12 protein-coding genes are annotated in these 14,502 nt (G+C 72.9%); 11 read left to right on the forward strand and 1 reads right to left on the reverse strand.

Annotated features, from left to right (window positions below):
• Window positions 1-534 precede the first annotated feature (534 nt).
• The 7 genes from ACIG3E_RS15325 to ACIG3E_RS15355 all read left to right on the forward strand — a co-directional run bounded on the left by ACIG3E_RS15325 (window position 535) and on the right by ACIG3E_RS15355 (window position 9,910).
• On the forward strand, window positions 535-2,490 hold the full coding sequence (locus ACIG3E_RS15325; protein ID WP_399615765.1) for a hypothetical protein: 1,956 nt from the start codon (window positions 535-537) through the stop codon (window positions 2,488-2,490).
• A gap of 248 nt (window positions 2,491-2,738) precedes the next feature.
• Window positions 2,739-3,047 (forward strand): hypothetical protein, encoded by a 309-nt coding sequence (locus tag ACIG3E_RS15330; protein ID WP_030689133.1) that lies wholly within the window; start codon window positions 2,739-2,741, stop codon window positions 3,045-3,047.
• Window positions 3,048-3,239: 192 nt separating this feature from the next.
• Window positions 3,240-4,070, forward strand: coding sequence for a hypothetical protein (locus ACIG3E_RS15335; protein WP_399615767.1), 831 nt, complete (start codon window positions 3,240-3,242; stop codon window positions 4,068-4,070).
• Window positions 4,060-5,391 (forward strand): hypothetical protein, encoded by a 1,332-nt coding sequence (locus ACIG3E_RS15340; RefSeq protein ID WP_399615769.1) that lies wholly within the window; start codon window positions 4,060-4,062, stop codon window positions 5,389-5,391. The genes ACIG3E_RS15335 and ACIG3E_RS15340 overlap by 11 nt, the downstream gene beginning before the upstream one ends.
• Window positions 5,388-6,947 (forward strand): SCO6880 family protein, encoded by a 1,560-nt coding sequence (locus ACIG3E_RS15345; protein ID WP_399615771.1) that lies wholly within the window; start codon window positions 5,388-5,390, stop codon window positions 6,945-6,947. Before ACIG3E_RS15340 ends, ACIG3E_RS15345 begins: the two co-directional genes overlap by 4 nt.
• Window positions 6,948-6,975: 28 nt before the next feature.
• Window positions 6,976-8,403, forward strand: coding sequence for an ATP-binding protein (locus ACIG3E_RS15350; protein WP_138960498.1), 1,428 nt, complete (start codon window positions 6,976-6,978; stop codon window positions 8,401-8,403).
• Between the two features lie 103 nt (window positions 8,404-8,506).
• Entirely contained in the window at window positions 8,507-9,910 is a 1,404-nt protein-coding gene (locus ACIG3E_RS15355) for a type IV secretory system conjugative DNA transfer family protein (RefSeq protein WP_399615844.1), read from the forward strand.
• On the opposite strand, the gene ACIG3E_RS15360 is transcribed toward ACIG3E_RS15355, so the two are convergent.
• Complete coding sequence (locus ACIG3E_RS15360; RefSeq protein WP_399615774.1) at window positions 9,907-10,467, reverse strand: GNAT family N-acetyltransferase; 561 nt, start codon at window positions 10,465-10,467, stop codon at window positions 9,907-9,909. The genes ACIG3E_RS15355 and ACIG3E_RS15360 overlap by 4 nt on opposite strands.
• A gap of 136 nt (window positions 10,468-10,603) precedes the next feature.
• Between ACIG3E_RS15360 and ACIG3E_RS15365 the strand changes: the two genes are divergently transcribed.
• Genes ACIG3E_RS15365 through ACIG3E_RS15380 form a run of 4 tightly spaced genes read left to right on the forward strand, consistent with a single transcriptional unit; the run spans window position 10,604 to window position 14,344 of the window.
• Window positions 10,604-11,548 carry an ATP-binding cassette domain-containing protein gene (locus tag ACIG3E_RS15365; RefSeq protein ID WP_399615775.1) on the forward strand — a complete coding sequence of 315 codons (945 nt, stop codon included), beginning with the start codon at window positions 10,604-10,606 and terminating at the stop codon, window positions 11,546-11,548.
• Entirely contained in the window at window positions 11,545-12,324 is a 780-nt protein-coding gene (locus ACIG3E_RS15370) for an ABC transporter permease (protein ID WP_399615777.1), read from the forward strand. Before ACIG3E_RS15365 ends, ACIG3E_RS15370 begins: the two co-directional genes overlap by 4 nt.
• A 17-nt stretch (window positions 12,325-12,341) precedes the next feature.
• A complete protein-coding gene (locus tag ACIG3E_RS15375) occupies window positions 12,342-13,670 on the forward strand; it encodes a sensor histidine kinase (RefSeq protein WP_399615779.1) in 1,329 nt (442 codons plus the stop codon).
• Complete coding sequence (locus ACIG3E_RS15380) at window positions 13,667-14,344, forward strand: response regulator (protein WP_399615781.1); 678 nt, start codon at window positions 13,667-13,669, stop codon at window positions 14,342-14,344. The genes ACIG3E_RS15375 and ACIG3E_RS15380 overlap by 4 nt, the downstream gene beginning before the upstream one ends.
• Window positions 14,345-14,502 lie beyond the last annotated feature (158 nt).

Here is a 14,502-nt window from a genome sequence, read left to right on the forward strand (position 1 = left end):
GAGCGCCAACTTTGGCGGACTGTAGGGGGGTTGGGCGCGGGGGAGGCGCCCGGCGCGCCGCACACCGCGTGCTACGGCTGGGGGGAGCCGACGATGGAACCCAACGACCCCAGAGACAGGCCCGCCCCGGAGGACGGGCCGCCGACGGGGGGCGGACCCATGCCTGAGGGGGCTGCGCCCGCGTCGGGGGCCGCGCCCGAGGGAGCCGCGCCCGGGGCCGCGCCTGGGGGCCGCCCTGGAGACGGGCCGAGGCCTGAAGCCGGGGCCGCGCCTGCGTCCGGGGCCGGAGCGCCCGGGGCCGCGCCCGAGGGCGGATCGGTGGGGCATGGCGGGCCCACGCCCACGGACAGGGCCATGCCTGAAGCCGCGCCCACGGACAGGGCCATGCCTGAAGCCGCGCCCACGGACAGGGCCGTGCCTGAAGCCGCGCCCACGGACAGGGCCGTGCCTGAAGCCGCGCCCACGGACAGGGCCATGCCTGAAGCCACGCCCACGGACAGGGCCATGCCTGAAGCCACGCCCACGGACAGGGCCATGCCTGAAGCCACGCCCACGGACAGGGCCATGCCCGAGGACAAGCCGGTGCCTGGCGGGGAGCCCGCGCCCCAGGCGCCCGCGCCCGCGTACGGATCGGCCACTCAGGGCCCGCCCGCGCCCGAAGGCAGGCCCACGCCCGCGAGCGGACCGGCGCCCGGCGGGACACCCGCGCCCCACCCGCCCGCGCCCGCAGCCGGGCCCAGCCCCGCGAGCACGCCCGAGGCACCCCAGGCCGGACCCGGCGGCAACCCCCCGGAAGGCTTCGGTCCGCCCCTGCCCGCCGGGCCCCCGCCCACCGCGCCGCCCGGGCCCGGCTACGGCCCACCGCCCCAGGCACCCGCGTACGGCAGCCCCAGCGGCTACGGCGCCCCCGCGTACGGCCCGCCCCCCGGCGCCCCCGGCGCCCCCGTGCCGCCCGCGTACGGTCCGCCCGAGCTCCTGGAGCCCCCGGCCGCGCCCGCTCCCCCGCCCGCGCCGCCCGAGCCCCTGCGCCCCGTCGCCGCCGCCCTGCTCAACCTCACCGGGCTCGGCCTCGGCTACGCCCTCCTCCGCGCCTGGCTGCCCGCCGCCCTGTGCTGGGCGGCGACCGCCGGTCTTCTCCTGATCGCCCTGCCCGCCGACGTGGACGGCGTCCCCGGCGGCCTGCTCGTCGGCTACCTCGCCCTCCTCGTGCTCGCCGCCGCCGACGCGGCCCGCCGCGCCCGCCGCACCGCCCTCGCCCTGCGGCTGCGCGCCCCGCTCGCCGCCGCGCTCGGCGTCGTCCTGCTCGCCGTCCCCGCCGCGAGCGCCTTCGCCTACGAGGCCGCCCGGGACGAGGCCGTCGAGGACATGCTCCTGGAGCGGCTCGCCGACGCCGACCGGCTCGTCGCGGACCAGGACGGACAGGACTTCGCCAGCTCCGAGCGCGCCTACCGCTCCGCCCTGGACACCTACCGCGACCTCGTCCGCGACCACGGCGGCTCCCGCGCCGCCGACCGCGTGCCCGACCGCCTCGACGCGTACTACAAGGCCGTCGCCCGGCCCTACGCCGACGGCCGGTACTGCCAGGCCATCGCGCCCCTCACCTATCTGCGCACCCTGCCCGACCGCATCGGCGAGAACCGCCTGGGCCGCCTCGCCACCTGGCCCGACGACCGGCTCGCGACCTCCCTGTACGAGTGCGGGTCCGCGGCCGTCGACCGGGGCGACGGCACCCACCTCCAGGAGCTCCTGACGACGTTCCCCGACTCCGCCGCCGCCGGGAAGGTCATTCCCGCCCTCGGCGCGGCCATCGACGACCGCACCGCCGAACTCAAGGGCCCCGACCCCTGCTCCGCCACCGAGAAGCTGACCCGCGTCCGCGCCGTCGCCGCCTCCCTGCCCGGCGGCAAGGGCGGCTCCCTGGCCGCCCGGGCCGAGCGCGCCGTCCAGTCCGGCGAGTACGCCTGCGGCGTGGACGAGTTCAAGGACGGCCAGTTCACCGAGGCCGCCAAGCGCCTGCGCGACTACGCCGACACGTACAAGAACAGCGGCAAGCGCGAGCGCGCCCGCACCATCGCCATCGCCGCCGAAGTCGCCGCCGAGCGCCCGCAGGCCGGCCGGAAGCTGCCCGCCCAGCGCGGCCCCGGCTCGGGCCAGGAGTTCGTCGTCAAGAACGACGGGGCGAGCGCCGTCGAGGTCCTCTTCACCGGCCCGGCCACCGGCACCGTCAAGCTCGACGCCTGCGCGGGCTGCACCCCGTACGCCAGCAGGGCCGAGGGCAAGAGCAAGGCCTGCAAGGCGAGCCGGAGCTATCCGCAGAAGACGCTGCGCCTGCCGCCCGGCGAGTACCACTTCCTCTACAAGCGCGGCACCGGCGGCACCGGCCTGGTCCGCGACCACAGCGACGGCACCACGGTCCAGGGCGGCTACCGCTACACCGACTGCACCTACGTCGTCAGCGGCGGCATCGGGGGCCTCTCCCCCCGGACCTGACGGGGGGTCTGAGGGCGCGGCCCGGCCTCGTTCTGAGGTGACGTCAGGGGCCACGCCGGACCTTCGTTGCCCGGCGTCACCCCTCGTGATACATAGAGTGACCATACGCTTGAAGTCGGCCAACGAATGACGCCAAGGCTGCACACGCCGGGCGGATTGTCGGCGAGAATGAGCACCGTCCTCTGCACTGCGGTAGGCAGAGGTGGGCAGAGGCGCAGGAACAACCCACTAGGGGCGGTGAGTTACACATGCTTATGGCAGCCGAGAAGGGCGACATCACCACCATCATCGGTGGGATCGCCCCCGACTGGGGTCCCTTCGGGAGCTTGGGCAACGAAGCACGCGTGATGATCGAGGTCGTGATGGCCGTGGCGATCCTGCTGTGCCTCGGCATCGCGATCTGGGGCGCGGCGAAGCAGCGCATCGGCGCGACGGCGCTGCGCGACACGTTCAGCGCGGAGCAGGGCAAGGGCCTGATCATCGCGGGCCTGACCGGTGTCTTCATCATCGGCTCGCTCGGCACCCTATTCACCATCGTGTACGGCATGGCGGTCTGACCCCCGCCCCGCACACCTTCTCCCCCCGTCCCCCTTCTCTCCCCCGTCCGTCGTGCCCACCGGCTGAGGTTGCAACTCCCTGATGTCGAGTCACCACACCGCGCCCGCGCGGGAACCAGCACGGCTACCGTCATATCCGGTGCACCAGGCGGACGTGGTGGTCAAGGATGAGGTTGAGGGGGCGTACGCGGCATGAGCGATGACGATGACCTCTTCGGCGGCACCGGCGAGACGCGCACGCGGCTCCCGGAGCGCGAGGACGGCTACGGCGGCGCCCGCAGATCCGGCCGCCCCGGCGGCCGCTCCCCCTCCCGCAGCCTCGTCACCGTCATCGGCGTGATCGTCCTCCTCATCGCCGCCATCGCCTTCGCGAACCGCGACGACTCGTCGTCCGACGGCGACGGCGACGGCGCCCACGACAAGGGCGCGCGGACCTCCCCCACGGCCCCCACCGGCGAAAGGCCGGTGAGCGGCAAGAACGGGGGCATCCCGGCGGGCTACGCCAAGACGGAGCAGGGCGCGCAGAGCGCCACGGCGAACTACGCGGTGGCGCTCGGCTCCGCCGAGATGTTCGACAAGTCGAAGCGGGACGGCATCCTCAAGGCCATCATGGCTCCTTCCAGCGTGGCCAAGTTCAAGGCCGAGCTGGACAAGGCGTACAGCGCGGACTTCTTCAAGAACGTGGGGCTCAACGCCAACGGGTCCACACCGAGCGGCTACCAGTTCGTCTCCCGCACGAGCCCCATCGGCACGAAGGTCACCGACTTCGCCGACGGCAGGGCCACCGTGGCCGCCTGGTGCGGCGGCCTCCTCGGCCTCGCGGGCGAGCGGTCCACCAAGCCGGTCACCAACAGCTGGTTCACGATCACCATGAAGCTGGCCTGGATCGACGGCGACTGGAAGATCACCACACACACCCAGAAGGACGGTCCCGCCCCGGTCCCGGGCGACGACCGCGCGTCCGGCTCGGAAGAGATCGCGGACGCCGTGGAAGGGTACGGAGGGTTCACGTATGCGCGGTAGTCGCCCCGTACTGAAGCTCACCGCCGCCCTCGCGGCCATCCAGACAGCTGTGCTCCTCCTCGCGACGCGCGCCGCCGCCGCACCCGACGACGATCCGTGCGCGCTCATCCACGGCCCCGCCAAGAAGTACTGCGAGCAAGGCGAAGGCGGCGGAGGAGGCGGTGGGGAGCGGAAGACGCCCGACAATGGGGCCCTCGCCGATCTCGACCCGCTCAGCTCGCTGGCGCGCGGCTTCGGCGACGCCGCGTCCTGGATCGTCAACAAGCTCACCGAGTACGTGAACGACACCGCCGCCGTGGACTTCACCAACGAGAAGTTCCTCCAGCAGTACGCCGTGGTGTTCGCCGCGTCGACGATCCTGACGCTGATCGTGTGGCTGCTCGCGGTCACCAAGCGGGCCGTGCGCGGCGTACCCCTGCTCACCGCGCTCTCGGAGGCGATCGGCTTCCTCTGGCTGACGGTGCTCGCGTCCGCGTTCACCCCGCTGATCCTGTCCACCGTCGTGTCCGCGACGGACGGCGTCTCCGAGGTGCTCGCCAAGTCGGTGGGCGGCGACACCGACCGGTTCTTCGGCACGTTCTCGCAGGCCCTCGACAAGGGCACCGACATCGGCGGCGGCCCGATCATGCTGATCGTCGTGTCCGCCGTGTCGATCGCCGCCGCGGGCATCCTCTGTCTGGAGCTGGTGATCCGCGCCGCGATGCTCTACGTCGGCGCGCTGCTCGGCACCGTCGTGTACTCGGGCCTCGTCGACAAGAACACCTGGGGCCGCATCCGCCGCTGGGCCGGTCTGATGGTCGCGATCATCCTGGTGAAGCCCATCATCGTGATCGTGCTCGGCGTGGCGGGAGCCCTCCAGGGCGAGGACGGCCCGGACTCCCTGTCGGCCGTCGTCTCCGGGCTCTCCGTCATCCTCCTCGCCATCTTCGCCAGCGCCTCCATCTACCGGTTCATCCCCGGCTTCGGCGACGACATCATGGCCACCCGCAACAACCGCCTGATGCGCGGCGCCGAGAACCGCGCCGCCACCGCCCTCAACTCGCCCGCCGCCTGGGTCGCCCAGGGCATCCGCACCCACAGCGCACGCCCCGGCGGCAAGGCGGGCGGCGGCCAGGCCGGCGGTGGCGACACCCCGCCCCAGCCCGCCGCGGCCAACGCCGTCGGCAGCGGCCTGTCCTCGCACGCCCACCGCCAGGCGGGCCCCGCCCAGAACGGCGGCGGAACTGTCCCCTCCGCCGCACCCCCACCCCGCACGAGCCCGTCGAGCACCCCGCACGCGGGCAACCGCGGTACGAACAGCACTGGAGGTGAAGGGCGTTGACGACCCAGTCCCATGTGTCCCCACCGGTCACGCCCCGCCGCACCTATCTGATCGGCCGGGCCCGGCCGAACGCCATCATCGGCCGCAACCGCGAGACCGGCGAGATCGCGCTGATCATCGCGGGCGCGTTCCTCGGCATGATGTGCGGCATCCTCATCCCGTTCCTGGCCCTGCGCATCGTGCTGCTCATGGGCTTCCCGCTGATCGCCATCGCGGCGGTGTACCTCCCGTACAAGGGACGCACGTTCTACAAGTGGTTCGAGATCAACCGGAGCTTCAAGCGGTCGCTGCGGCGCGGCACCACCTACCGGTCCGCGGCCGCCGAGGCGGGCATCCGGCTCGACGGGCGCGAGGTGGAGATCGGCCCGCCGCCCGGCATCGGCCGCATCAGCTGGCTCGCCGCGCCCTTCGGGCCGGACGAGATCGCCGTCCTGCTGCACGCCGACCGGCGCACCGTCACCGCCGCCATCGAGATCGAGGGCCCCGGCGTCGGCCTGCGCGACAGCGAGGACCAGGAGGCCCTCGTCGACCGGTTCGGCACCCTGCTCAAGCACGTCGCCAACGGCGACGGCTTCGTGACGCGCCTGCAGATGCTGGCCCGCACGCTGCCCGCCGACCCCGACGCGCACGCCAAGGACGTCGCCGCGCGCGGCGACGACCGCGCGCTGCCCTGGCTCCAGCACAGCTACGACGAGCTCCAGTCGATGGTGTCCACCAGCAGCGAGCAGCACCGCGCCTACCTCGTCGCCTGCATGCACTACTCCCGCGACCTGGCCGCCGAGGCACAGGCCATGGCCCGCGCCGCCCGCCCGCACGGCGGCAGGAAGCTCGACCGCGACGCCGGGCTCGCCGTCGTCATGGCCCGCGAGCTCACCGACATCTGCTCGCGGCTCCAGGAGGCCGACATCCGCGTGCGCCAGCCGCTCGGCCAGGGCCGCCTCGCCTCGCTCGTCCACTCCATGTACGACCCGGACCACCCCATCGACCACATCCAGGCGATGACGAAACGTAATGCCTGGCCCGCCGAGCTCGACGCGATGGAGCCCACCTACCTCCAGGCCAAGACCCGCGAGTCGTCCACGCGCGCCCCCTGGTGCCACGCCACGGCCTGGGTCAAGGAGTGGCCGATGACGCCCGTCGGCGTCAACTTCCTCGCGCCGCTGCTCGTCCACACCCCGGACGTGATCCGCACCGTCGCCGTCACCATGGACCTGGAACCCACCGAGGTCGCCATCGAGCGCATGCTCACGGAGAAGACCAACGACGAGGCGGAGGCCAGCCGCCAGGCCAAGATGAACCGCACCGTCGACCCCCGCGACATCGCCTCGCACTCCCGCCTCGACCAGCGCGGCGAGGACCTGGCCAGCGGCGCCGCGGGCGTCAACCTCGTCGGCTACATCACCGTCTCGTCGCGCTCCCCCGAAGCCCTCGCCCGCGACAAGCGGACGATCAGGGCGTCGGCCGGAAAGTCGTATCTGAAACTGGAGTGGTGCGACCGCGAGCACCACCGGGCCTTCGTGAACACGCTGCCGTTCGCGACCGGCATCCGGCGATGAACCACAACGCTAGGGGTGTGAAGGTGCGATGCGGGATCCGCTGACGGTCCTCACGGACGCGTTCACGTCCTTCCTGTTCGGGAAGGTCGAGACCACCCGCCTCCCGGTGCGCACGTCGACGGGACAGGCCCAGGCGGTCTACCTGCCGACGGCCGCGCCAGGACTCGGTGACTCCGGCGTGATCATCGGGCGCGAGGTGTACTCCGGCAAGGGCTACATCTACGACCCGTTCCAGCTGTACGGCCAGCAGCTCCCGGCCCCCCACTGGCTGGTCCTCGGCGAGTCCGGCAACGGCAAGTCCGCCCTGGAGAAGACGTACGTCCTGCGCCAGCTGCGGTTCAAGGACCGCCAGGTCGTCGTCCTCGACGCCCAGGGCGAGGACGGCGTCGGCGAGTGGAACCTCATCGCCCAGGAGCTGGGGATAACCCCCATCCGGCTCGACCCGACGGCCGCCCTCGACATGGGCATCCGCCTCAACCCGCTCGACCCGGCGATCACCACGACCGGCCAGCTCGCGCTGCTGCGGACCATCATCGAGGTGGCCATGGGCCACGGCCTCGACGAGCGCTCCGGCTTCGCCCTCAAGGTCGCGCACGCCTACGTCAACGAGACCATCCTCGACCGCCAGCCCGTCCTCACCGACATCGTCGAGCAGCTGCGCCACCCCGAACCGGAGTCCGCCGAGGCCATGAACGTGGCCATAGACGACGTCCGGGCCTGGGGCCTGGACGTGGCCCTGGTCCTCGACCGCCTGGTGGACGGCGACCTGCGCGGCATGTTCGACGGCCCCACGACCGTCGGCATCGACCTCGACGCGCCGCTCATCGTCTTCGACCTCTCCCACATCGACCGCAACTCCATCGCCATGCCCATCCTCATGGCGATCGTCGGCGTGTGGCTGGAGCACACCTGGATCCGCCCCGACCGGAAGAAGCGCATCTTCCTCGTCGAGGAGGCCTGGCACATCATCAACTCGCCGTTCGTGGCCCAGCTGTTCCAGCGCCTGCTGAAGTTCGGCCGCCGCCTCGGCCTGTCCTTCGTCGCGGTCGTCCACCACCTCTCGGACGTCGTCGACGGCGCGGCCGCGAAGGAGGCCGCCGCCATCCTGAAGATGGCGTCCACCCGCACGGTCTACGCCCAGAAGGCGGACGAGGCACGCGCCACGGGCCGCGTCATCGGCCTGCCCCGGTGGGCGGTTGAGATCATCCCCACCCTGACGCCCGGCATCGCGGTCTGGGACGTCAACGGCAATGTCCAGGTGGTGAAACACCTCATCACGGAGACGGAGCGCCCCCTGGTCTTCACCGACCGCGCCATGACGGAGTCCGCGAGCGACCTGCTCGCGACCGACGACGTCCTCGCGGCGGCCGAACGGGAGGCGGAGGAAAGGGCGGCGTACATGGAACAGCAGATGGGCGAGGGCCCCGCGGGCTCCTCCCGGTCGACGGTGGCGTGACGTGGAGCGGGACGGCTACCGGGACCGCCGCCAGGAACCGCCCGGCCGCGAGCGCGGCGTCCCGGACGCCCTGCTCGTGGGCGTCCTGGCCTTCGTGGTCGGCATGGTCTTCCTCATGTGGTCGGCGACCGGCATCGCCGGTTGGTGGGCCCACGGCGAGTGGCCCGACCACGTCACGTTCAACAACACGCCGCCCGCCGTACGCCACCTCGTCCAGGAACCCCACGACGTCGCGGGCGCCTGGCCCGGAACGCCCCGCGACCAGCTCTCCGGCTACGGCCTCTTCTGGGGCTTCCTCATCGGCCAGGTGATGGTCCTCATCGTCCTCACGATCTTCGTGATGGGCACCTTGACCCGCTTCCGCGCGGTACGCAGAGCAGCCCGCCGCACGGAGCCCGCCCCTGAGCCACCCCCCGCCCCCACCCCCACTGTGGGCAGCTGGTCCGCCCAGAGGGCGGAACGGGTGGGCACAGCCCCTACCGCCGAGCAACCGCTCACCGCAGAGCCCGAGCGCAAGCCGGAGCCCAAGCCCGAGCCCACCCCGCCCGCGCTGGCCAAGCGACCCCCCACCGTCCCCACCCCCCGCACACCCTTGGTCCTTGGCACCCCCGAAACCCGCCGCCCCCTAGCCGCAGAGGCCATCGCCGACGCCGAGTCCGCGACCCTGGTCATCACCTCCGACCCCACCCTGTGGGAGGAGACGAAGGACGCCCGCGCCAAACTGGGCCCCGTCCTCGTCTACGACCCCGCGCACCTCTGCGACACCCCGGCCCGCCTCCACTGGTCCCCCACCACCGGCTGCGAGGACAAGGCCACGGCGACCCACCGCGCCCGCGCCCTGCTCGCCCCCATAAGACCCACCGCCAAGCTGGACACCGCCGTGGCGGACACCGCCGAGCTCCTGCTGCGCAGCTTCCTGCACGCCGCCGCCGTGGACGGCCGCTCCGTGAAGCACGTCCACCGCTGGGCCCAGGGCACCCAGATCCAGGACGCCGTCCGTGTCCTGCGCACCCACCCCAAGGCCGCCCCGGGCGCAGCGGGCGAGCTGGAGTCCGCGCTCACCGCGTACGCGGAGCGCCGCGACATGGCCCAGGAGCTGACGGCCCGCGCCCTGTCCTGCCTGTTCACGTTGAACGTACGGGAGTCCTGCACGCCCAACCGCGCGGACGCCCTCAGCCTGGACTCCCTCGTCGACGAGGGCGGCACCCTCTTCGTGGTGGGCGAGGCGATCGAGGACCCCAAGGCGAACCCGGGCGCGATGCCGCTGCTCACGGCGCTCGCCTCCAGCATGGTCGAGCGCGGCCGCCGCCTCGCCGACCGCTCCCCCGCCGGGCGGCTCGACCCGCCCCTGACCCTCGTACTCGACGACGTCGCGGCGGTCGCCCCGCTCCCCCAGCTGCCGGAGCTCCTCGCCGCCGGAGCCGACCAGGGCATGCCGACGCTCGCCCTGCTCCGCTCCCGCGAACAGGGCCGCGCCCGCTGGCCCCACGACGAACTGATCGGCTAGCGCCCGGGGGCCCGCGCCAGCACCATCTCGTACTCGCGCGCCGACGGGTCCCCGGGCACCGACGCCGACTGGCCGCTGCGCGCGAAGCCGAACCTCCGGTAGAAGGCCTCGGCCCGGGCGTTGTCCTCGTGCACGAAGAGCCGCACCCGCTCGACCCCGGCCCCGTCCGCCGCCCGCGCCCACTCCACCGCCGCCTCGAACAGCGCCTCGGTCAGGCCCGTGCCCCGGTGCTCGGGCCGCACGTACACGCCCACCAGATGCGCTTGGCGCACCTCGACACCGGTCCCGAGCGCGCTCGGCGCGCCCGGCTCCTCGACGAGCACGGTCACCGAGCCCGCCCAGCCGCCGTCCGGGCCCTCCGCGATGAACTGCCGGATCGGCCCGCCCGGCGCCGCGTTCGTGGTCCGCTCCCGCCAGTAGTCGTCCGGCTTCGCGACGGCGTTCTCGTACGTCTCCAGGAAGGCGACCGGGGCCGCCGGATCCCGCAGGGCGAGCAGCCGCAACGCCCTGACCTGTCGCCATTCGTCGCCACGCACGGGGCGTATGAGGTGCTCCATATCCCGATCCTAGGCAACGCCCCAGCTCAAGGCCGCCTGGTTTTCCGCCCGTCGTCGTACCCCGGTACTACGCCCCGCCCGAGCTCAGGACCCCGGTCCGACGCGCCGCGGCCCGCCCCGCCGCGACCATCGACCCATGATTCGCGCACAGGGACTCACCAAACGCTACGGCCGCGGCACCCGCGCCAAGACCGCCGTCGACGACCTCAGCTTCGAGGTCCACCCCGGCACCGTCACCGGCTTCCTCGGCCCGAACGGCGCGGGCAAGTCCACCACCATGCGGATGCTCCTCGGCCTCGACGCCCCGACGAGCGGCCGCTGCACCGTCGGCGGCCGCGCCTACGCCACCCACAGCGCGCCCCTGACGGAGGTCGGCGCGCTCCTGGAGGCCCGCTCCCTGCACCCCGGCCGCTCCGCGTACCACCATCTGATGGCCCTCGCCCACACCCACGGAATCCCCCGCTCCCGCGTCGAGCACGTCCTCGCCATCACCGGCCTCACCGATGTCGCGGGCCGCCGCGTGAAGGGCTTCTCCCTCGGCATGGGTCAGCGCCTCGGCATCGCGGCGGCGCTCCTCGGCGACCCCGCGACGCTCGTCCTGGACGAGCCGGTCAACGGCCTCGACCCCGAAGGCGTCCTGTGGATCCGCAACCTCCTCAAGGCGCAGGCCGCCGAGGGCCGCACGGTCCTCGTCTCCTCGCACCTCATGAGCGAGATGGCCGTGACCGCCGATCACCTGATCATCGTCGGCCGGGGCCGACTGCTCGCGGACACGACCGTCGAGAAGTTCGTCCGCGAGTCCGGCACCGGCTCCGTGAAGGTCGTGTCCCCCGCGGCGGACCGCCTCGCCGCGCTGCTCGCGGGCCCCGGAGTGACCATCGGCACCAGCGCCCCCGACACCCTCGAGGTCCGCGGCACCGACGCCGAACACATCGGCCGCACCGCCGCCGCCCACGCCGTCCCCCTCTTCGAACTCACCCCGCACACCGCCTCCCTGGAGCAGGCCTTCATGGACCTGACCCACGACTCCGTCGAGTACGTGACTCCGGACGCCGCCCCCCTGGAAGGAGCCGCGGCATGACCACGACCGCCCCCACCTCATACCGGGTCACCCCGGCCCGCGTCCTGCGCTCCGAGTGGCACAAGCTGTGGACGCTGCGCACCACCTGGATCACCGTGCTCGCGGCGAGCGCCCTGGTCCTCGCCGTCGGCATCACCATGGGCAGCACGTACGACGGCGACGACTCCGACGTCGACACCATCGTCTTCACCCTCTTCGGCACCCAGCTCTCCCAGATCTGCCTCGCCGTCCTCGGCATCCTGGTCACCGCGGGCGAGTACTCGACGGGCATGATCCGTGCCTCCCTGACCGCCGTCCCACGCCGTCGACCGGTCCTGTGGTCGAAGGCCGCGGTCTTCACAGCGGTGGCGTTCGCCCTGTCCTTCGTCACCAACGTCGTCACCTTCCTCGTCGCCCAGATCTGGCTCGCGGACACCGACAAGGAGCTGGCGCTCACCGACTCCGGCGTCCTGGGCGCCCTCGCGGGCAACGCGGCGGGCGTCACCCTGCTCAGCCTGATCGCCCTGGGGCTCGGGGCGCTGCTCCGCTCGGTGCCCGGCGGCATCGGCGCGTTCGTCGGCGCCGTGCTCGTCCTGCCGGAGATCTTCTCGACGCTGCCGTTCGGCGGCGTGGACGACGTCGTGCGCTGCTTCCCCGCCCAGGCCGCCTCGTCGCTCGGCTCCCTCTCCCGCGTGGACGACACGATCGCCCCCGGCCCCGCCCTGTTCACCCTCGTCCTGTGGGCCCTCGCGGTCCTCACCGCGGCCTCGTACCTCCTCAAGCGCCGCGACGTCTGACCCGCACCGCCCCACGCATGGAACTCCTGTACGAGGATGAGCTCGTGGCCCATGACCCGCACGCCCTCACCCAGTACGTCCAGCGCCTGGTCCAGCGGGTGCGCGCCGTCGACGAGCGCCGCCCGCTGCTCTGGGACCTCCTGGTCACCGGCTTCTTCGTGACGGCCGGCTGCGTCGACTACGCCGGTGGCGGCTGGCGCAACGTCGCGCACAACCAGGACGTCCCCGGCCCGCTCGTCCTCGTGCTGAGCCTCGGTCTGACGCTGCCGCTGCTGTGGCGGCGCCGCCACCCGATGGCGGTCCTCGCCGTCATGGTGGCGTTCGGCACGGTCAGCGCGGGCACCGGTGCGATGCTCCAGGCCGCCCTCGTCCAGCTCATCGTCCTGTTCGGCGTCGCGCTGCGGCTGCCCCTGCGGACGCTGGGGTGGGCGGGCGCGCTGATGCTGGTGCCGCTGCTCGTGGGGACCGTGCGTTACCCGAGGGGTAGTTGGGACCAGCAGATCGTGCCGCAGGTGTGGGCGTACGCGATCGTCGCGCTCCTCGGCATCGCCGTCCGCTCACGCCAGGACCACACCAAGGCGCTCGTCGAGCGCGCCCGCCGCCTCGAGGTCGAACGCGACCAGCAGGCCCAGCTCGCCGCGGCCGCCGAACGGACCCGCATCGCCCGCGAGATGCACGACATCATCGGCCACAACCTGTCCGTCATCACGGGCCTCGCCGACGGCGGCAAGTACGCGGCCGCGAAGTCCCCCGAGCACGCCGCGAAGGCCCTCGACGCCATCGGCTCCACCAGCCGCCAGGCCCTCGCCGAGCTGCGCCGCCTCCTGGACGTCCTGCGCGACGAGGCCCCGGAGGCCGCGGCCCTGGCCCCGCAGCCCGCGCTCGCCGATCTGACGCGCCTCATCGACGGCGTGCGGTCCGCGGGCCTGCCCGTCCGCACCACAGTCCACGGCCGCCCCGACGCCCTGCCCCAGGGCCAGGAACTCACGGTGTACCGCGTAGTGCAGGAGGCCCTGACGAACACCCTCAAGCACGGCGGTCCGGGCGCGACGGCCGCCGTCCTGATCACGTACGCCGACGCCGGGGTGACGGTCACCGTCACGGACACGGGCACCGCGGCCCGCGGCCCGGGCGTCCGCGACGGTCGCGGCCTCACCGGTATGCGGGAGCGAACGGCCCTGTACGCGGGCACACTTGAGGCCGGTCCGCGTCCCCGCCCCGCCACCGGCTGGGAGGTCCGCCTCCATCTGCCGCGCACGACGGCTGGCGACGCCGCCTCGTCCGCTGTCTCTTCCTCGCCCGGTGTCTCCGCTCCTATGTCTTCCCCGAAGGAATCCGCTCAGTGACCAGCGTCCTCATAGTCGACGATCAGCCCCTGCAACGCTTGGGCTTCCGCATGCTTCTGGAGAGCCAGGACGACATGACGGTGGCGGGTGAGGGCGGCAGCGGAGCCGACGCGGTCCGCATGGCCGCCAGCATCCGCCCGGACGTCATCCTGATGGACATCCGCATGCCCGACATGGACGGCATCGAGGCCACCCGCCGCATCGTCGCGTCCGGCTCGGCGTCCCGCGTCCTCATCCTCACGACGTTCGACCTGGACGAGTACGCGTACGCGGGGCTGCGCGCGGGGGCCTCGGGCTTCCTCATCAAGGACGCGCTACCGGAGGAGCTCCTGTCCGGCATCCGCGCGGTGGCGACGGGTGACGCGGTGGTGGCCCCGAGGCTGACCCGGCGCCTCCTCGACGCGTTCGCGGACCAGCTGCCGAGCGGCGAGGACTCCGGAAGCCGGGCCGACCCGGCCAAGCATCCGCTCCTGTCGTCGCTGACCGACCGGGAACTCCAGATCCTCACGGTCATCGGCCAGGGCTGGACGAACACGGAGATCGCCGCGCGGCTGCATCTGGCCGAATCGACGGTGAAGACGCATGTGGGCCGCATCCTCGCGAAGACGGGTGCCCGGGACCGGGTGCAGGCGGTGATTCTGGCGTACGACACGAAATTGGTCCGCCCGGCCTGACGGGTCTGCCCGGCCGGAAAGGCGGCCTGGCTTGAAAGGCGCATTGGCAAAGGCCTGGCCCTGAACGCAGAAAACCCCCGTGCCATCCGGCACGGGGGTCCTCTTCAAAGTTTGTTCGGCGGCGTCCTACTCTCCCACAGGGTCCCCCCTGCAGTACC

Origin of the sequence: Streptomyces sp. NPDC053474 (genome assembly GCF_044544845.1) — a bacterium.
In the GTDB taxonomy this organism is placed as follows: domain Bacteria; phylum Actinomycetota; class Actinomycetes; order Streptomycetales; family Streptomycetaceae; genus Streptomyces.